Below are 20,731 nucleotides of genomic sequence, written 5' to 3' on the forward strand. Positions count from 1 at the left end.
GTCAGCCACCTTCGGCAGCCTTCTTGATGCCGGCCAGTCGGCGATCCCATCCGCGGGCGATCGTGTCCAGGTGCTGCGCAACGCGCGAAAGCTCCGAACCGACCGCCTCGTAACGGATTTCGCGTCCGGCGCGGGACGCGGTGACCAGGCCCGCCTCGGTCAGGATCTTGAGATGTTTGGCGATCGCCTGACGGCTGATCGGCAACTCGGTGGCGAGGGTCGACGCCGACGCCGGTTCGGTTCCCAGTCTGACGAGGATCTGCCAGCGACTCTCGTCGGCCAGGGCACCGAAGATCTCGACCGGGACGAGGTCAACCACGAGAACCGCTCTCCAGGTGGGCGCATGCGAGTTCGAGCTCGATCTTCCAGCCTTCGACGTTGCCGTCGAACCTGGCGCGTCGTTCCGCGTCCGAACCGGACAGTGAGGCGAATCCAGACTCGACGACCCTGAGGGTCACCCCGGAACCGGAATCGGTGATCCAGAACTCGACCAACGTCGACTCCGAGTCGGGATCGGTTGCGTCGGCAAGCCATCGAAAGGCCGCGTAGCGCGGCTCGTCGAGTTCCACCGTGCGAAAGACGAAGGCGCCGTGGACCGGATCGTGCACCGTCGACAGGTCCCCGTCGCGGTCGATCCGGTGCTCGGTGATCGCGTTGTCGTTGATGTACCAGCCCGGCTCGCTGACGAGCTGCCAGACGCGCTCGGCGGACGCCTCGATGTCGATCTCCCGCTCGATCCGGTCGAGGTCCTCATCGATTGTCGCACTGGTTGTCTCGGGATCGGTCGCACTCATGACGCCTCCTGGGCCGCTTCGAATGATGCAACCCAACGGTTGCACCAATATCCGCGACTTGCAACCCTCGGGTTGCAAAAGGGGGCTCAGGCCGCGATCTCCGCGAGTCGCCGGATCGCGAACTCGTAGCCGCGGATGCCGTACCCCGCGATGACGCCGGCCGCGAGGGGCGAGACATAGGAGTGGTGGCGGAAGGCCTCACGCTTGTGCACGTTGCTGATGTGGACCTCGAAGATCGGCACACCGGGCACCACCAGGGCGTCGGCGAGGGCGACGGACGTGTGGGTCCACCCACCGGGGTTGATGACGATGCCGCTGATCTTCCCGACCGACTCGTGAATCCAGTCGATCATCTGGCCCTCGTGATTGGTCTGCGCCGCACGCAGGCCGAAACCGAGTTCCGACGCCGTCCGCTCGGCGAGGTCGACGACGTCCTCGAGCGTCTCGGAGCCGTAGATCGCCGGCTCACGGGTACCCAGGGTGTTCAGGTTCGGCCCGTTGAGCAGCAAGATCGGCAGCGGTTCGGGACCGGCCGAATCGGACGTGGAGTCGGACATGGGTTCACCATAGTCGCCGGACCCCGGCGCACCTGCGGCGTCGCGCAGGGTGTCGCCTCACCGACCGGGGCGAGACACCGCAAGGGCTACCATCTCTCTTTGTGCCAGCGCAGACCGTTCGACGAGCGAGGATCGTCGCCATAGTCACCGGCCTGCTCGGGTTCCTGCTCGCGCTCGCCACCCCGCTGATGCCGGTCGAGCAGAAGACCGCGGAGATCAACTGGCCCCAGAACGGGCAGATCGGTTCCGTCGCCTCCCCGCTCATCGGCTACACGCCCGTCGACCTCGACGTCACGATCCCGTGCACGGCCGTCGACGACCTCCCGCCCGGCGGTTCGGTCCTGCTGTCGACCACGCCGAAGCAGGCGGAGAAATCCGCCGAGCGCGGCCTCTTCATCCGTAAGACGGGTGCCGCCGATGCCACCGCCGACCGCCAAGGCGTCGAGGTGGTCATCCGTAATGTCCCGCTGATCTCCGCCAGGCTCCAGGACATGCGCGCACAGGACTGCCGCGAGATCGTCGTCCTCGCCGATTCCGACGCGGTGACCGCCGAATTCGTCGGCATGACCGACGATGCCGGGGAACCGCTCGAGGGGACCACCGAGGACAAAGAGGCCTTCAAGAACTCGCCCGACCAGCGGCCGCAGGTCACCGGCCTCTTCACCGACCTGTCCGGGCCCGCGTCCGAGATCGACGGTCTCGACGCACATGTCACCGTCGACTCCCGCTACAACACCGCGCCGACCCTCTCCAAGTGGCTCGTCATCATCGTCGGAGTGGCCGCGACGCTGCTCTCACTCGCGGCGCTGGCCACCCTCGACGCAACCGACGGCCGCAAGCACCGTCGCATCTTCCCCGCCCGCTGGTGGCGCCTCAACTCGCGCGACTATGTGGTGATCGGCGCACTGATCCTGTGGCACATCGTCGGCCCCAACACCTCCGACGACGGTTACCTCCTGACGATGTCGCGGGTCGCACAGGACACCGACTACACCGCGAATTACTTCCGCTGGTACGGCGCGCCCGAGGCCCCGTTCGGCTGGTACTACCAGGTCTTCGGACTGCTGAGCCACGTGTCGGTCGCCAGCCCCTGGATGCGCCTGCCGGCACTGGCCTGCGGAATCCTGGTGTGGCTCATCGTGAGTCACGAGGTGATCCCGCGGCTGGGCCGGGCTGCGGTGACCCGCCCGATGGTGGCCTGGACAGCCGCGTTCACCTTCCTGGCCTGCTGGTTCCCGTTCAACAACGGTCTGCGTCCCGAGCCGATCATCTGCCTCGGCGCGCTGCTGACCTGGTGCTCGGTGGAACGCGCCATCGCCACCGGCCGATTGCTCCCCGCCGCGGTGGCCTGCACCGTCGGCGCGTTCAGCCTCGCCGCCGGTCCGACCGGCCTGCTCGCGGTCGCCGCACTGATCGCCGGTGCCCGACCGATGATCATGGCGCTGATCAAGCGCGCCCGGGTCATCACCGGCGACTCGACGTCGCGCCGCGCGCTGAGGTGGTCCTACGTCGCGCTCATCGCCCCGATCCTGGCCGCCGGCAGTTTCGTGGCCTTCGTGGTGTTCTCGAACCTGACCCTGCGCTCGTTCTCCGAGGCATCGAGCATGAAGACGGCACTCGGGCCTTCGATGAACTGGTACAACGAGATGGGCCGCTACTCGCTGCTGTTCGCGTTCTCCGCCGACGGCGACATCGCCCGGCGCTTCGCCGTCCTCGCGATGATCCTCGGACTCGTCGTTTCCGCCGCGGTTCTGATCCGCAAGAACCGCATCCCCGGCACCGCCATCGGACCCACCCGCCGCATCGTCGCGATCACCTTCGCCTCACTGGTGTTCCTCATGTTCACGCCGACCAAGTGGACCCACCACTTCGGCGTCTTCGCCGGTATCGCTGCCGCGCTGGCCGCCATCGCCGCGATCGCCGCCAGCCAGCAGTCGATGCACTCACGACGCAACCGCACTCTGTTCTGCGCACTCGTCCTGTTCATCGGCGGGTTGGCGTTCACCGCGCCGAACTCCTATTACTACTACTCCGCGTGGGGCATGCCCTGGGCCTACGAGCAGGTGAAGATCGGCGGGGTGATGCTCGGCAGCGTGTTCCTGTACGCCGCGCTGGCACTACTCCTCCTCGCGCTGTGGTTCCACTTCCGGGAACCGTTCACCGGCACCGACCCACACTCCCCCGACGGGGATCCCACCAGGCGGGCGGACACCTCCGACCGGCGCTGGTACCGACGCGTCTCCGCGTCGATGGCCGCCGCACCGCTCGCCTATCTCGCGATGGCCGTCGTCGTCTTCGAGATCGTCACCGCAGTGTTCGCCGGCATCCACCAGTCGTCGTCGTACTCGGTGCCGCGCTCCAATCTGGCCGCGCTCGCCGGCAAGCCGTGCGGCATGGCCGAGAAGGTGTGGGTCGAAGGAGACCCCAACCGCGACATGCTGCGGCCCGTCGACGGGTCGCTGGGCAACCCGCTGGGCGGACCGGCCCCTGCACCCGGCACCTCGCCGAAGACGGTCGGCTTCTCCCCCGACGGTGTGCCGCTGGACCTGGCGTCGACGGCCAGTGAGGGCTCGCTGGGTGTGTTGTCCGGCAACGTGTGGGCCGACCCGAAGATCGTCAACTCCAATCCCGGCGGCACCGGTGGCGGTGAACTGGCCGAACCCGGGGTCAACGGCAGCAGCGCCGCGTTGCCGTTCTTCCTCGACCCGAACACCACTCCGGTCATGGGTAGCTACTCCAAGCTCGACCAGGTCCCGGCCCGGCTCACCTCCGGCTGGTACGCCCTCCCGGAGGACTGGCGCGACCGTCCGCTGCTGACCATGTCGGTGGCCGGCGAATACGACAACCCGAACGTGATGCTCGAGTACACCGCCGACCCCATCGGACCGGACACCAAGGACGCCGACCTCACCGCCGCCGGCGAGACCGAACTCATCGACCCCGGCCCACGCCCGGCCTGGCGGAACCTGCGCTACAACACCAGCGAGCTGCCGGCGGACACCACCGCGGTCCGCATCGTCGCCACCGACGACAACCTCAACGAGGACCGCTTCATCGTCCTCACCCCGCCGCGTGTCCCGCAGATGAGGACGCTGCAGGACGTCGTCGGCAGCACCGACCCGGTGCACGTGGACTGGACGTCGGGTCTGGCCTTCCCGTGCCAGCGGCCGTTCACCCACGACGCGGGCGTCGCCGAAATCCCCCAGTGGCGGATCAAGCCGGGGTCGGATCTGGCGGCCGCGGTCTCGGCATGGCAGAACTACTACGGCGGCGGCCCGCTCGGCTGGATCGACGTGTCGCAGCAGCCCACCGCCCTGCCGACGTATCTGATGGCCGACATCGGCCGCGACTGGGGCGCGCTGGAGCGCTACGAGCCGTACGGCGGCGTGGACAGCCTCGCCGACATCGACACCGGCACGGAGACCCGCAGCGGTCTGTGGAGCCCGGCACCGCTCCGGCACTGACCCTTCGATACGCCCTTCGCAAGCTCCGGGCTACTCAGGGAGCGAGGCCGGTGTCTGCTCCCTGAGGTGCGAGCGGAGCGAGCCACGAAGGGTGGGCGCTAGGTGGCCGGGTGTCGGTCGCATACGATCAAGCACCGTGCCTGTGACAGCTCCGACGTCCCGTGTTTCCGCACATACCGCTCGTCTGATCGCGATCGTCGCGGGTGTTCTCGGCGTCGTGCTGTGCGCTCTGACGCCGCTGCTGCCGGTGAAGGCCACCGACGCCGACATCACCTGGCCCGCAGGTCAGGAGCTCGCCGCCGAGACGTCGTCGGTGATGGCGCCACTCATCGCGCAGACCCCGCAGACGCTCGACGCCCGCATCCCGTGTTCCACGCTGGCGAGTGCTCGCAACGGCGTCGTCCTGTCGACGATGCCGGTGAGCGCGCCGAAGTCGAAGGGTTCGTCGCTGTGGGTGACGAAGTCCGATCAGGCCGTCACGGTCACCTTCCGCAACAGCGTCGCGGCCACCGCGCCCCGCGCCGATCTAGACCGTTGCCGCGAGCTGCACATCTTCTCCGCCCGGAGCGGACCCGGCGCCCAGTTCGTCGGCCTCGGCGACTCGACGGTCTTACCGCCCGAGAAGCGCCCGCAGGTCGCCGGCATCTTCAGCGAGCTGAGTCCCGAGCACCCCCGCGCCGCGGCCGCCGCCGGTATGTCGGTCTCGATCGTCGTCGACAACCGGTACGAGTCCTCGCCGACGGTCCTGAAGATCATCGTGATGGTCCTCGCCGTGATCTCGGTGATCGTGGCACTGGTCGCCCTGGCCCTCCTCGACCGTATCCAGGGCTATCACCGCCGGATCGGGGCCCGGACCCGTGTCTGGTGGCACTCCCTGAAGCCGCGCGCCGCCGACCTGGTCGTGACGGCGATCCTGCTCGTCTGGCTGTTTCTCGGGGCCGGTTCGCCCGACGACGGCTACATCCTCAACATGGGCCGCACCGCCGACGGGTTCGGCTATCTGGCGAACTATTACCGCTTCTACGGCATCCCCGAGGCGCCGTTCGACTGGTATTACAGCTTCCTCTCGACGTGGTCGTCGATCTCGCCGTCGATCCTGTGGATGCACATCCCGGCCCTCGTCGCCGGCCTCGTGTCGTGGTTCGTGCTCAGCCGGGTGTTGCTTCCGCGTCTGGGCCCGGCGGTGCGTCGCAGTTCCTGGGCCACCTGGGCCGCCGCCCTGACGTTCACCGCGTTCTGGCTGCCGTTCTGCAGCGGCCTGCGCAGCGAGGGCATCATCGTCCTCGGTTCCCTGTTGACCTGGTGGGCAGCCGAATACGCCATCTCCACCCGACGCCTGCTGCCGGCGGCGCTCGCCGCCGCGCTCGCCGGGTTCACCCTCGCGCTGGCTCCGCACGGCGTCGTCGGCGTCGCGATCCTGCTCGTCGCCGCCCGTTCGCTGCTGCACATCTTGCTCCGACGACGCAACGAGTTCGGCGGTTCGAGATGGACCTCGACTGCGGCGCTCGTCGCCCCGATCGCCGCCGCCGGGATGGTCGTGCTGGTCATCGTGTTCCGGGATCAGACGCTCGCGACGGTGCTCGAGGCCATCAAGCTCCGCTACACCGTCGGCCCGGTGATCTCCTGGCACCAGGAGTTCCTGCGCTACTACTTCATCTCGGTCGTCACCGACGACGGTTCGCTGACCCGCCGCGTACCCCTGCTCCTTCTTCTCGCCGGGCTGTTCGTCGTGGTCGCGGTGATGCTGCGGCGCACCCGGATTCGCGGCGTGGACCCCGGTCCGGTGTGGCGTCTCGTCGGCGCCGTGGGTGTGACCCTGCTGCTGTTCGTGTTCACCCCGACGAAGTGGACGATCCAGTTCGGCGTCCTCGCCGGTCTCGCGGCGGCGATCTCCGCAGCCGCAACCCTCGCCGTCGCCCAATCGGCGGCACGGTCCGCCCGCAACCTGACCGTCTTCGTCTCGGGTCTGTTGTTCGCGATGGCAGCGGCGATGGCCGGTTACAACTCGTGGCCGTTCGCCTACGAGTACGGCATCTCCTGGTTCGACCGTGCGCCCGTCATCGCCGGCTACGGGGCGTCGACGCTGTTCCTGATCCTCGCCGTCCTGGCCGCGGCCCTGGCGGTCTGGCAGCATCTCCGACTCGATTACGTCACCAATCGCGGTCTCGCGCACAGCGACACGGGTCCCGGTGAGACCCGCGCAGACCTGCGTCGCCTGTTCCTCGCGTCCTCGCCGATCGCGGTGATCGCCGGACTACTCGTCGTCGTCGAGATGCTGTTGTTCGTCAAGGCCGCCGTCACCCGCCATCCGGCGCCGACGGTGCTCACCGAGAACCTGAACACCCTGCGCGGCAACCCCTGTGGACTCGCCGACGAGGTGCTCGTCGAAGTCGATCCGAACGCGGGCATGCTCACCCCCGCCGGCGGCGCGTCGGCGACCGAGGCACTGCGCGGGGAGAACCCGGTCGGCTTCTCCCCCAACGGCATCCCAGGCGACCTGCAACCCGAACCGGGGAGCCAGCGGCCGGGCCAGATGAACGTGTCGGCGAGCATGGCGCGCCCGTTCGCCATCACCGGCGGACTCGGCTCCGGGACCACCGGCGGCCGCGGCCCCGAAACCGTCAACGGGTCCAACGCCAAGCTTCCCTTCGGACTCGACCCCGCCACGACGCCCGTACTCGGCAGCTACGGGTACAACGGCGAGGCGCGCCTGACGACGGGTTGGTACGACCTGCCCGCCGACCGGGCCGCGTCGCCGCTGCTCGTGTTCAGCACCGCCGGCGCCGTCTCGACCATCGACACCTTCGGGGTGCGCAACTTCGGGCAGAAGATGGTCGTCCAGTTCGGCCGGCCCGGCCCGGACGGTGAGTTCGAGCAGGTCGGCCCGGACATCCTGCCCATCGACCCCGGACCGGTGATCCTCAACCGTCCGTGGCGCAACATGCGGGTGCCGATGGCGGCCGCCCCGCCGGCTGCGACCGTGATGCGACTGTCGTTGCAGGACAACAATCTCGGTGACAAGCAGTTCATCGGGATCACGCCTCCGCGCGCGCCGCAGCTGCAGACCCTCCAGGAGGTCGTCGGGACGACGGCGCCGACCCTGATCGACTTCGGGGTGGCCTCGCACTTCCCGTGCCAACAGCCGATGGGTGTCTCGAACGGCGTCGCCCAGGTGCCGCAGTGGCGGATCCTGGGTGACTACCCGCTGACCAACTCGCAGTCCAAGACCTGGCAGGCCGGGGTCGACGGCGGCCTGCTCGGCATCTCGGAGGCGACTACCTCGGCCCAGGCCGTGTCGACCTACCTCAAGGACGACTGGGTTCGTGAATGGGGTGCCCTGGAGAAGCTGACGCCACTGGTACCCGACGCACCGAACGCACAGACCGACACCGCACAGACGACGCAATGGGGCTGGTCACGCGCCGGCTCGATCAGGGTGGAGCCCGAATCCCATGAGTGAACCCAACCCCACGAGCACGAACCCGAAGGCCGATGAGCGACCCGGGCGCGACCACCGCACCGCGAAGATCGTCGCGGTCGTCACGGGTCTGCTGGGTTTCCTGCTCGCGATCGTCACGCCGATCCTGCCGGTGAACCAGACCACCGCCGAACTCGACTGGCCGCAGGGCGATTCGGTCTCGGATGTGGCGGCACCGCTGGTGGCCTTCGTCCCGATCGACATGGACATGTCGGTGCCGTGTTCGCTGGCCGCCCGCCTGCCCGCGCAGGGTGGGGTCCTCCTGTCGACGACACCGGAGGGCGGGCAGGACGATTCCGCCCGCGGCCTCTTCGTCCGCGCCACCGCCGACACGCTGACGATGATCGACCGCAATGTGGTGCTCCTCAACACCGATCGCGCGGCGGCGCAGGCGAACCCGAACTGCCGGATCGTGATGCACGCTGACGGCGAGGGCGTCGACGGCCGTTTCGAGGGACTGCCCGCACCCGAGTCCGCCGACGGTGGCCTGAACGAGTTCGCCATCCCCGACCACGAGATGCGGCCGCAGATCGTCGGCGTCTACAGCGACCTGCCCGCGGACGTGTCCCGCGACGGGTTGTCGCTGCGCGCCACCATCGACACCCGCTACGTCACCTCGCCGACGCCGGTGAAACTCGCGGCGATCGTGATCGGCATCGTGATGACGATCCTCTCGCTCATCGCTCTCGGTGTCCTCGACAGTCGGGACGGGCGGGCCCACAAGCGTTTTCTGCCAACCGGTTGGTGGACCATCCGCCCGCCCGACGTCGCGGTGTTCGCGATCCTGGCCTTCTGGTGGTTCGCCGGTGCCAACACCTCCGACGACGGTTACAACTTCATCGTCGGCCGCATCACCAGCGAGGCCGGCTACGCAGACAACTACTTCCGCTACTTCGGCGTCCCGCAGGACCCGTTCGGCTGGCATTTCCAGGTCATCTCGGCGATGTCGCACATCAGCGTCGCCGCGCCCTTCATGCGCCTGCCCGCCTTCCTGCTGGGCCTGCTCGGCTGGTGGCTCATCAGCCGCGAGGTGATCCCCCGTCTGGGCCGCGCCGTCCGCAACAGCACGCCCGCGGTGTGGTCGGCGGCGTTCGTCTTCCTCGCGATCTGGTTGCCCTTCAACAACGGTCTGCGCCCGGAGCCGGCGGAAGCCGTGGGCGCACTGCTCACCTGGTGCTGCGTGGAACGCGCGATCGCGACGCGGCGCCTGTTGCCGTACGCGGTCGCGGTGGTGACCGCGGCGTTCACCCTCGCTCTCGCCCCCGGCGGCTTGATGGCAGTCGCCGCGCTGCTCGCCGGCATCCGGCCGATCGTGAAGACCCTCGTTTCCCGGCGTCGCCGCGACGGGCTACTGCCGATGCTCGCGCCGATCCTGGCCGCGGGTACCGCGGTGCTCTACCAGATCTTCTTCGATCAGCCCCTGGCCCCGCTGATCGCGGGTAACAAGGTCGCCTCCGATGTGGGGCCGACCCTGGAGTGGTGGCAGGAACCGATCCGGTACTACTACCTGATCCTGCCGACCGCCGACGGCACCCTCGCGCGACGCTTCGGCGTGCTGGCGATGATCCTCTGCCTGTTCGTCGTGCTGCTGCGCCTGCTGCGCCGTGAGCATCCGAACGGTGTTGCGCGGGCCCCGATCTGGCGGCTGATCGCGGTCACTCTCGGCACCATGTTCTTCATCGCGTTCACCCCGACCAAGTGGACCCACCACTTCGGCGTCTACGCGGGCATCGCCGCCGGTATCGCCGCCGCGGCGGGCGCGATGATGGCTCCCGCGGTGCTGCGGTCGCGTCGCAACCGCACCTTCTTCGCGGCCGCCGTGCTCGCGATCACCGGGATCTCGTTCGCCGGCACCAACGGCTGGTGGTTCGTCGGCAGCTACGGGGTGCCGTGGTGGGACCGTCCGCCGGCGGTCGGCGGGATCAACGTCGCGTGGTTCATCCTTCTCGCGGCGGTGGTCACGGCTCTGGCCGGCCTGTGGTTCCACTTCCGCGACGACTTCGTCGACGAGCAGACCCGGACCCGTGGTGGTGACCGGTGGTACTCCAAGCTCAAGTTCTCGCCGTTGCCGGTGATCTCCGGCCTGATGGTGCTGTTCATGGTCGCCTCGTTCCTGAAGGGTGCCTACGAGCAACGGGATTCGTGGTCCTGGATGAAGTCCAACGCCCGCGCCCTGACCGGCAATTCGTGCGGTCTGGCCAACGACGTCCTCGTCGAGGCCGATCCGACGGCGGGCCTGCTCCCACCGGCAGCGACGAACGGGCGGCCGGCACCCGGTGTGGCCCAAGCACTCTCGGGCTCGGACTCGACCGGATTCACCCCCAACGGGGTTCCCGACAAGCTGTCGGTGGATGCCACCGAGAACAACGACTCCGCCACGACCAGCGCGCAGAACACCGCGCAGACCGGTGCCGGTGCGGACGAGTCCGCCGACTCGTCGTCGGCGCAGGGTGGCACCGAGGGCGGCCAGGGCGCGCGCGGCATCAACGGGTCGACGGTCCGACTGCCGTTCGGGCTGAACCCCGCCGCCACACCTGTTCTCGGCAGCTACGGCTCGCCGTCGGGCACCGCCTCGCTCACCACGGACTGGTACCAACTGCCGGAACGCTCCGACGACGCTCCGCTGCTCACCATGGCGGTCGCCGGATCGGTCGAGGCCGTCGACGGCATCGGTGTCGTCCATGCGGGCCAGAAGGTGGTCGCACAGTTCGGTCGCGTCGGGGCCGACGGCCGCGTGGTGCCGACGGGCCAGATGTTCCCCATCGACATCGGTGAGGTCCCCACGTGGCGCAACCTGCGGTTCCCGCTGGCCGATTCGCCGGCGCAGTCGACCGTGGTGCGCATCCTGGTCGAGGACACCGCGGCGGCGTCGTCGGAGTGGGTGGCCTTCACCCCGCCGCGCGTCAGCAGGCTGGCGACGCTCGACGAGGTCGTCGGCCGGACCGACCCGGTGTTCATCGACTGGCTGCCCGGACTGGTCTTCCCCTGCCAGCAGCCGATGAAGGTGCGGCACGGTGTGCTCGAGGTGCCGAAGTGGCGGATCATGCCCGACGCGGAGGCCACCCGGAAGAACAGCCAGACCTGGATGTCGGGCACTGCGGGCGGACCGTTGGGCATCACCGAGGCGATGCTGCGTCCCACGCTGCTTCCGACGTACCTGCGCAACAATTGGGGACGTGACTGGGGCGGCCTGCAGCGGTTCACCGAGATCATCCCGGCGCCGCCCGCCGAGATCGAGCTCGGCGAGGCCCGACGGTCGGGGCTCTACGACCCCGCGCCGATGCGATCGAGCGGTTACTGACCGGTTCTGACCTGTGCTGATGGGAGTGTCGCGGTGGTACCCGTGGCACTCCCATCGAAACCTGTCGACCCCGGTTCGTTACGGCACCGTGATGTCCGATCTCGGTTGCGTCACTCATCGGTTGCAACCCTCGCCCTTGCGGCCACGGGGAGCCTAGCGTCGTGTCATGAGTAAATTCACGGCACCAGGACTGAGCACGGAATCGGCCGATGAGGTGGCCGGGATCCTGCAGGAGCGTCTCAGCGCGCTGAACGACCTGCATCTCACCCTCAAGCACATCCACTGGAATGTGGTCGGCGCGAACTTCATCGGCGTCCACGAGATGATCGATCCGCAGGTCGAACTCGTCCGCGGTTACGCCGACACCCTCGCCGAGCGCATCGCGACCCTCGGCTCGTCGCCGAACGGCACAGCGAAGGCGATCGAGGCCGACCGCTCGTGGAGTGACTACTCGATCGGTCGCGACACCGCCCAAGCCCACCTCGGCGCCCTCGACCTCGTCTACGACGGTTTCATCACCTCGCACCGCAACGCGATCGAGAAGATCGGTGAGCTCGACCCGATCACCGAGGACGTCCTGATCGGCCAGACCGCTGAACTCGAGAAGTTCCAGTGGTTCGTCCGCGCCCACCTCGAGAGCTACACGGGTGAACTGAAGCACTCCGGCGCCAGCGGCGAGAAGGAAGCTGCAGACGCCGCACGCTGATCTTCAGACCCGGTGTGGGGCCGTCCCCCGGCCTCACACCGAAACCGCGGTCGCGACCGCCCCCACCACCAACTCGCGGCCGCGGTTTCTCCTCCCACCCGGACACACTGCGAGAGTTGACCTCTCGATGTGGTGCGGGTGCGCTCGGACGTCCGGACGACGACGCACTGTTACTCTGAGCACAGGCTTAGGCCGTGAACAGGATGTGAAGACAATTGCGTCCGCCGGATCGATCGGGGCGCCCTCGCTCTGACGGGGAGGTACGTGTGGCCGAAACACGATCATTCACGCTGTTCAACGATCTGGAGCTCCACATGCAGTTCGCGCCGGTCTGCCGGCTGTCGGACGGAGCGTTGGCCGCCGTCGAACTGCAGCTCCGTGGTCCCGCCGGGACCCGCCTCGCCACCGCCGCCGCCCTCAAACGGGCCGCGCGGCTCGTCGAAGAGCATCCGGTGCTGGACGAGCGCAAGCGGAAGATGGCCACCCACCCCCGCGCGCAGTCGCTGGCCAAGATCCTCCCGCTCCTGGTCAACCTCGATCTGGAACTGATCGACAATCTCGACGACGAGACCACCCAGACGCTCGAGCGCCACGTCATGGTGATCGTGCCCGACTCCGTCGAACGCAGTCCCCAACGCACGCTCGCCCGGGTGGCGCGAGCCCGCGCCGCGGGCAAGATCATCTGCGTCGACGGCCTGGTTCGCAGCGAACACGCCGCCACTCTGCTGTCGCTCGTCGAACCCGACATCATCGTCACCGGCGCCGAGCTCCTCGCCAAGCAGGCGACCGCCGATGCCGCACAGCTCGCCCACGCTCTCGCCGCGCACACCGAGCGCAGTCATGCCGTGGTCATCGCCGAGGGCGTCGACGACGAGTCGGCGCGCGTCACCGCGCAGACCATGGGAGCGGCCTTCGGTATCGGCGACCTGTACCCGCCGGTGTCCGACCCCTCGACCCTCGCGTCGCGGACCATCGTCCCGCTACCCGACATGCCGGTCTGGACCACCCCGGACTCGGAGAAGTCGACCCCGTATCGCATCGCGTCCACCTCGATCGAGCCGCGCATGGGCAACAAGCGTCTGCTCATCGAGATGAGCAAGGCCCTGGAGCATCAGGCCGCGATCGGGGGCGCTGCCATCGTGCTGGGCACGTTCCAGTTCGCCGAACACTTCACCCCCCGCACCGCCAAGCGGTGGCGGGAGATGTCGACCAAGACCGGCTTGGCCGGCGTCTACGGCGTCGGGCTCCCCGACGTTCGGGACGGCAACGTGCACCGCGCACCGCTGTCCCCCGAAGACGACCTGATCAACGAGTGGAACGTCGCGGTGCTCGGCCCGCACTTCGCCGCTCTGCTCTCCGCGCGCGACCAGCACGACGCCGGCCCCGACCTGGAGCGCACCTTCGAGTTCGTCCAGACCTACGACCGGATGACCGTCACGCAGGCCGTGCACTCGATCCTGGCCAGGTTCGCCTGACCCTTCGAGACGGCCCTCCGCAAGCTCCGGGCCTCCTCAGGGAGCAGGAGTCCGACAGCCCTCCGCAAGCTCCGGGCCTCCTCAGGGAGCAGGAGTCCGACAGCCCTCCGCAAGCTCCGGGCCTCCTCAGGGAGCAGCAGGATTTGGGATTGTCACAGCATCGCTGACTACGATGCGCCTGTGCCGAAGTCGCCTGGAGTGTCCGAATCAGACGAGCCCACCGTCGGCGGCGATACCCCCGTAGACCGGTCTTCCGACCGCTCCTCGCGCACCGTGGCGATCGTGGCCGCGGTCGCCGGACTGGTCGCCCTCGCCGCCGGTGTGTTGACCCCGTTCCTGCCGGTCAGCACGTCGACGGCGACGATCACGTGGCCGAAAGGCCAGGGGCTGGGCGCGGAGTCGGCGTCGGTCACCGCACCGCTGGTCGCGCAGACCGCACGCGACGTGCAGATCACCATCCCGTGCCGGGCGCTGGCGGCCACACCGGGTGATGCGTCCACGACGGTGCTGTCGACGATGCCCTCGGGCGCCACGAAGGCGCGTGAGAACGGTCTCTTCGTCATTGCCGATGGTTCGAACGTCTCGGTGTCGGTCCGCAACAAGACCCTGGCCTCGGTTCCGCGTTCGGCTCTGTCGGGATGCGACGAACTGCGTATCTTCTCCGACACCACCACGACCGGCGCCCGGTTCGTCGGCCTGCCGCCGGGTGCCGCGAGCGCCGGCGGTGGCGACGTGGGTCTGGCCGAGCCTTCGTCGAACCCGCAGATCGCAGGTGTTTTCACGGGTCTGACCACCGAACAGGTCCGCGCTTCGGGCATCGACGTGAAGATCGAGATCGACGACCGCTTCGACTCGTCGCCGTCGGTCATCAAGTGGCTGGTCATGATCGGCGGCGTCATCGCGGCGGTCGTCGCGCTGATCGCGGTCGGCCGCCTGGACCGCATCCACCGCTACCATCGCCGGGTGGGCGGCAAGCTCCGCTGGGGAAAGGTGCTGCGTCCGACGCCCACCGACATCGGTGTCACCCTGACGCTCGTCGTATGGCACTTCCTGGGTGCCGGGTCGCCCGATGACGGCTACATCCTCAACATGGGCCGCAACGCCGCGGACGCGGGCTACCTGGCCGACTACTACCGCTTCTACGGCATCCCCGAGGCGCCGTTCGACTGGTACTACAACTTCCTCGCCTACTGGTCGACGATCTCGACCACCGGCCTGTGGATGCGTCTGCCGTCGCTGATCGCCGGGCTGGCTGCCTGGTTCATCCTCAGCCGGGTCCTGCTGCCCCGACTGGGCGGCGCCGTCCGCCGGTCCCAGTGGGCCATGCTGACCGGTGCAGCGGTGTTCCTGGCGTTCTGGCTGCCCATGTGTTCGGGCCTGCGCAGTGAGGGCATCATCGTGCTCGGCACGCTCCTCACCTGGTGGGCGGTCGAGGTCACGGTCTCGACGCGCCGGATGCTGCCCGCGGCCCTCGCCGCGCTGACCGCCCTGCTGACGCTCGCTCTGGCCCCGCACGGTCTCGTCGCACTGGCACTGCTGATCGCCAGCGCCCGGCCGTTGCTGCGCATCCTCGTCCGCCGCCGCCGCGAGAACGGTCTGCTGCCGCTCCTCGCCCCCGTCCTCGGTGCAGGTGCGCTCGTCGTCATCGTCGTCTTCCGCGACCAGACCCTCGCCACGGTCTTCGAGGCGATCCGCATCCGCTACTCGGTCGGGCCCACCCTGGCCTGGTACCAGGAGCTGCTGCGCTACTACTTCCTGGCCGTGAACCACACCGACGGTGCACTCGCACGTCGTATCCCGGTGCTGCTGTTCGCCGTGTCCATGTTCCTCGTGCTCGCAATCATGTTGCGTCGCAAGCGGATCGACGGGGTCGATCCCGGCGCGGTGTGGCGCGTCCTGGGCGCATCACTGCTGACGATCCTGCTGCTGTCGTTCACGCCGACCAAGTGGACGATCCAGTTCGGCATCTTCGCCGGCCTCGGCGCCGCACTGGCCGCCGTCGCCTGTGTCGCGATCGGCCAGGCCGCGCGCCGGACACTGCGCAACTTGTCGATCCTGATCGCCGGACTGCTCGTGGCGTGCGCCGCCGCCGCGGCCGGCAAGAACGCGTGGCCGTGGCCGTACAACTTCGGCATCGCCTGGTTCGACAAGGCACCGGTCGTCGCCGGGATGCAGGTCTCGACGGTGCTGCTCGCGCTGGCCGTCGTCGCACTCGTGTTCGCCGTGTGGCAGCACCTGCGCATGGACTACGTCGACGAGACCGGTCTGGCCCACGAGCGCGGTGCCGCCCCGGCCGGGTGGCGCATCGGTGTCGCCTCGGCGCCGATCGCGGTCATCGCCGTCCTCATCGTCGTCTGCGAGCTCGCGGTCTTCGCCAAGGCCGCCGTCAGCCGGGCCGACACGTTCACCGTGCTCTCGGCCAACCTCGACTCTCTGCGCGGCAATACGTGCGCGATGGCCGAGGCGGTCCTCGTCGAGCCGGACCCCAACAAGGGCACGCTCGCCCCGGCGGACGGCGGATCGGCGTCGAAGACACTGGAAGGTGACTCGCACGGCTTCAGCCCGAACGGCGTGAAGCCCGACCTGACACCGCAGGCCGGCGCCCAGAAGCCCGGTGCGATGAACACCTCCGCGGACCTGTCCAAGACCTTCATCGTCTACGGCTCCAACCCCGGCACCGCCGGCGGCGAGGGCCCGCGCGGGGTCAACGGCAGCACCGCGGCGCTCCCGTACGGCCTCGACCCGGCCACCACGCCGGTCATGGGCAGTCACGAGACCAGCGACGGACAGGCGACGCTGACCACCGGCTGGTACCGCCTCCCGGACCGGAACGCCTCGCCGCTGATCGTCGTCACCGCCGCGGGCGCCGTGTTCACCTACGACCGCGACGGTGTCCCGATCTTCGGCCAGCAGCTGCAGGTCGAGTTCGGCCGCGAGGTCGACGGCCAGTTCGTCGAGGTCGGCGCACCGGCCGTCCCGATCGACGCCGAGCGCACCAACCGTCCGTGGCGCAACCTCCGCATCCCGATGGACCGTGTGCCAACCGAGGCGACCGTGATGCGTCTCGTCGCCAAGGACAACAACCTCGACGCCGACCAGTGGCTCGCGATCACGCCGCCGCGCGCCCCGGTCCTGGAGACCCTGCAACAGGTGGTCGGATCGACCGATCCGGTTCTCATCGACTTCGCCGCCGGCGCCTGGTTCCCGTGCCAGCGGCCGATGACCGCCCACGAGGGTGTCTTCGACGTCCCGGACTGGCGGATCCTTCCGGAGTCCTGGATCGCCAACTCGCAGTCCAAGACCTGGATGGCCGCCGAGGACGGCGGCCTGCTGACGACGGTCGAGGCACTGACCCGGCCGACGACGGTGGCGACATATCTCGACAACGACTGGTATCGCGAGTGGGGCAACCTGCAGCGACTCCACCCGCTGGTGCCGCAGGCGCGGCCGGCGGACGTGATGACCGGGTCGGCCACCACATGGGGATGGTCACGACCCGGCCCGATCAGGGTGGTGCCCGAAGATGACTGACCGCGTTGACGCTCCCATCGACCCGGAGCACGACGACCCGCCGCCCACACGACGGGAGCAGAGTTTCTCCGAACGCAATGCGGGCAGGGCACGCATCGTCGCCATGGCGGCGGGCGCCCTCGGCATCCTGCTCGCGCTGCTGAGCCCGTTCCTGCCGGTCGACTACACGAAGTCCGAACTCGTCTGGCCGCAACAGGGTTCGGTCGCCAACGTCGCCGCGCCGAACGTCTCGTTCGTGCCGGTGTCGATGGAGGTCTCCGTTCCGTGTGCGCTGGGTGCATCGCTCCCGCGCAACGGCGGCGTCCTGCTGTCGACGGTGCCCGAGGGTGGCGCGGAAGCCGGAAAGGTCGGCCTGTTCATCCGGGCCACCGCGGACAACCTGCAGGTCGTCCAGCGAAATGTGGTGCTGCTCAACACTCCTCGTGCAGCCGCACAAAACTCCCCCGACTGCCGGATCGTCGTCGACGCCGACACCGACGGCAGCCGCGGCTCGATCCAGGGCGTCCCCGAGACCGACGGCGCGATCCACGAGTTCGATCTCCGGGATCCGAATGCGCGCCCGCAGATCATCGGCGTCTATTCGGGACTGCCGTCGAACGTGTCCACCGAGGGACTGTCGTTCCGATCGACCATCGACACCCGATTCGTCTCCACCCCCACGACTCTCAAGTTCTGGCTGCTGGTCCTGGGCGTGGCGTCGACCATCCTGTCGCTGGCCGCCCTGGCGGTTCTCGACGCCCGTGACGCCCGCGGACACCACAAGATCTTCCCCGCCGGCTGGTGGCGGGTACGCCCGGTCGACGGGTTCGTCGCGCTGATCCTGGGGATCTGGCTGTTCGTCGGTGGCAACACCGCCGACGACGGATACCAGGTGACGGTGGGCCGGATCGCCCGCGAGGCCGGTTATCTCGACAACTACTACCGCTACTTCGGTGTGCCGCAGGATCCGTTCGGCTGGCACTACCAGTACCTGTCGGTGTGGATGGACATCAGCACGGCCACCCCGTGGCTCCGCCTGCTGCCGTTCATGTTCGCGATGGCGTCCTGGTGGCTGATCTCCCGTGCCGCGATCCCCCGTCTGGGTCGCGCGGTCCGTGAGTCGACGCCCGCGATCTGGGCGGCCGCCCTGGTCTTCCTCGCCGTGTGGATGCCGTACAACAACGGTCTGCGTGTCGAACCGCTGATCGCACTCGGCACCCTGTTCACGTGGGTCTGCGTGGAACGGGCCATCGCCTCCGGCCGGTTCTTCCCGCTGGCCGTCGCCATCATCTCGGCGGCGTTCACCCTGACGATCCACCCGACCGGCGTCATCGCGGCGATCGCCCTGGTCGCGGGTATCCGCCCGCTCCTCAAGCGGTTCATGGTGCGCCGCAAGCGCGATGGCGCACTCCCACTGCTGCTGCCCATCCTGGCCGCGGGTCTCGCGGTGATGTTCGAGATCTTCGCCGACCAGCCGCTCGCCCCGATCCTGGAAGCGGTGTCGGTGAACGGTCAGGTCGGTCCCACCAACAAGTGGTGGGAAGAGCCGATGCGCTACTACATGCTGATGAACCCGACCGCGGACGGCGGGATCGCCCGACGTTTCGGTGTCCTGATCGTGTTCACCTGCTTCATCCTCGTGGTGATCATGCTGCTCAACCGGCGTCGTCTGCCGGGGATCGCGACCGCGCCCACCTGGCGCCTGCTCGCCATGGTCGCGGGTTCGGTTGTGCTGATGGCCTTCCTGCCGACCAAGTGGACCCACCAGATGGGCGTGTACGCGGGGATCGGCGGTGCGCTCGCCGCGGTGGCGACCGCGTGTGCCGACCGCACGATCATGCGGCGGCGCCGAAACCGCACGCTGTTCGCGGCCGCCTGCGCCTACGTGCTCGCCCTCGCGTTCTCCGGACGCAACCAGTGGTGGTACGTCGGCAGCTACGGAATCCCGTGGCGCGACGCCGTTCCCGACGTCAAGGGCATCCCGCTGTGGACCGGCATCCTCGCCGTCGCCGTCGCCCTGACCCTGCTCGGCCTCTGGCAGCATTTCCGGGACGACTACGTCGACGAGGCGGTCCGTGCCGGGTCGTCGAAGACGCTGTTCTCCCGCCTGCGGAGCCCGTCGATCATCATCGTGTCGGCGATCATGCTGGGCTTCACGCTGGTGTCGTTCGCGAAAGCCGACTGGACACAACGCAACTCGTGGTCGTGGCTGAGCTCGAACGTGAACGCCCTCAAGGGCGAACCGTGTGCGCTCGCCGACGCCGTCCTCGTGGAGAACGATCCGACCGCCGGACTTCTGACCCCGGCCCGTGTTGCCGGACAGAACAATCCGTCGCCGGGCGCAGCTCTCGCGGGCGCCGGCCTGGTGGGCTTCGATCCCAACGGCGTCGCATCGGATCTCTCCGAGGACACCGAGGAGGAGTCCGACGACTCCGCGGGCACCTCGACCGCCGAGGTCGATCGCACGCAGACCGATCCGACCGAGGACGGCAGTTCGGACGACACGACCTCGTCGTCGACGACCGACACCAGCGGCGGTCGTACCGCACAGGCCGGTGTCAACGGCTCGACGGTCAAGCTGCCGTTCGGCTTGTCGCCGTCGAAGACCCCGGTGCTGGGCACCTACAACTCCCCGACCGGGACGGGAAGCCTCACCTCCGACTGGTACCAGCTGCCCGGGGGCCGTTCCGACGCCCAGCCGCTGATCACGATGTCGGTCGCCGGCTACGTCGAGTACATCGATGACCTCGCGGTCGTCCGGCCGGGCCAGAAGGTGCGGCTGCAGTTCGGCCGCGTCGCACCGGACGGCACGGTGGCCCCCGCCGGTCAGATGATCCCGCTCGACATCGGCGGTGCACCCGAGTGGCGCAACCTGCGCTTCCCGCTCGATCAGGCCCCTCCGGGCGCCTCCGTGGTCCGCGTACTCGCCGAGGACACGTCCCCGCTGCGCGATCAGTGGCTCGCGGTGACCCCGCCGCGGGTGTCGTCGATGGAGTCGCTGAACTCCCTCGTGGGCAGCGAGGAGCCGGTGCTCATCGACTGGGAGGCCGGACTGGCGTTCCCGTGCCAGCGGCCCGCTCAGGTCAAGAACGGCGTCCTCGAGACCCCGGTCTGGCGGATCTCCCCCGACCGTGAGGGCGAGCGGGTGAACTCGCAGCGCTGGATGTCCGGCGACGCCGGTGGTCCGCTCGGCATCATCGAGAACGAACTGCGCGGTCGCGTCTACCCGTCGTATCTGCGCAACGACTGGGCCAAGGACTGGGGCTCACTCCAGGGCCTCACCCCCATCCTGCCGCAGAAGGACGCCGAGCTGACCCTCACGACCGAGACCCACAACGGCCTGTGGACCCCGGGTCCGATGCGGGCGATCGGTAACTGACGCAACCCAAACCCACCTCCGCAAACCCACCAGAAATGGCCAAACCCAGCACCTCGAGTGGTGCTGG

The 20,731-nt window shown here is 68.7% G+C and carries 10 protein-coding genes; 7 read left to right on the forward strand and 3 right to left on the reverse strand.

What is annotated here, in order from left to right; genetic code table 11:
* Nucleotide 1: 1 nt before the first annotated feature.
* The 3 genes from M1L58_RS06340 to aroQ form a co-directional block, all read right to left on the reverse strand.
* On the reverse strand, nucleotides 2-319 hold the full coding sequence (locus tag M1L58_RS06340; RefSeq protein ID WP_248658243.1) for an ArsR/SmtB family transcription factor: 318 nt from the start codon (nucleotides 317-319) through the stop codon (nucleotides 2-4).
* Entirely contained in the window at nucleotides 312-794 is a 483-nt protein-coding gene (locus M1L58_RS06345) for an SRPBCC domain-containing protein (RefSeq protein WP_248658244.1), read from the reverse strand. The genes M1L58_RS06340 and M1L58_RS06345 overlap by 8 nt, the downstream gene beginning before the upstream one ends.
* A gap of 86 nt (nucleotides 795-880) precedes the next feature.
* Nucleotides 881-1,351, reverse strand: coding sequence for a type II 3-dehydroquinate dehydratase (aroQ, locus tag M1L58_RS06350; protein WP_006867099.1), 471 nt, complete (start codon nucleotides 1,349-1,351; stop codon nucleotides 881-883).
* 101 nt (nucleotides 1,352-1,452) lie between these two features.
* Here aroQ and M1L58_RS06355 point away from each other — a divergent pair, with 101 nt between their 5' ends.
* The 7 genes from M1L58_RS06355 (at nucleotide 1,453) to M1L58_RS06385 (ending at nucleotide 20,664) form a co-directional block, all read left to right on the forward strand.
* Nucleotides 1,453-4,815: an arabinosyltransferase domain-containing protein gene (locus tag M1L58_RS06355; RefSeq protein WP_248658245.1), complete on the forward strand. Its 3,363-nt coding sequence runs from the start codon at nucleotides 1,453-1,455 to the stop codon at nucleotides 4,813-4,815.
* A gap of 136 nt (nucleotides 4,816-4,951) precedes the next feature.
* The gene (locus M1L58_RS06360) at nucleotides 4,952-8,275 is read left to right on the forward strand and encodes an arabinosyltransferase domain-containing protein (RefSeq protein WP_374112669.1); all 3,324 of its coding nucleotides are present in this window, start codon (nucleotides 4,952-4,954) and stop codon (nucleotides 8,273-8,275) included.
* Complete coding sequence (locus M1L58_RS06365) at nucleotides 8,268-11,594, forward strand: arabinosyltransferase domain-containing protein (RefSeq protein WP_248658246.1); 3,327 nt, start codon at nucleotides 8,268-8,270, stop codon at nucleotides 11,592-11,594. Before M1L58_RS06360 ends, M1L58_RS06365 begins: the two co-directional genes overlap by 8 nt.
* Before the next feature lie 166 nt (nucleotides 11,595-11,760).
* Complete coding sequence (locus M1L58_RS06370) at nucleotides 11,761-12,300, forward strand: Dps family protein (protein ID WP_040536276.1); 540 nt, start codon at nucleotides 11,761-11,763, stop codon at nucleotides 12,298-12,300.
* A gap of 266 nt (nucleotides 12,301-12,566) precedes the next feature.
* The gene (locus M1L58_RS06375) at nucleotides 12,567-13,775 is read left to right on the forward strand and encodes a DICT sensory domain-containing protein (RefSeq protein ID WP_006867094.1); all 1,209 of its coding nucleotides are present in this window, start codon (nucleotides 12,567-12,569) and stop codon (nucleotides 13,773-13,775) included.
* A 180-nt stretch (nucleotides 13,776-13,955) separates the two neighbouring features.
* Nucleotides 13,956-17,306 carry an arabinosyltransferase domain-containing protein gene (locus M1L58_RS06380; protein WP_374112670.1) on the forward strand — a complete coding sequence of 1,117 codons (3,351 nt, stop codon included), beginning with the start codon at nucleotides 13,956-13,958 and terminating at the stop codon, nucleotides 17,304-17,306.
* Nucleotides 17,299-20,664 (forward strand): arabinosyltransferase domain-containing protein, encoded by a 3,366-nt coding sequence (locus tag M1L58_RS06385; RefSeq protein ID WP_248658247.1) that lies wholly within the window; start codon nucleotides 17,299-17,301, stop codon nucleotides 20,662-20,664. Before M1L58_RS06380 ends, M1L58_RS06385 begins: the two co-directional genes overlap by 8 nt.
* Nucleotides 20,665-20,731: the final 67 nt, after the last annotated feature.

It is taken from the genome of Gordonia sp. C13, assembly GCF_023218005.1.
Classification (GTDB): Bacteria; Actinomycetota; Actinomycetes; order Mycobacteriales; family Mycobacteriaceae; genus Gordonia; species Gordonia namibiensis.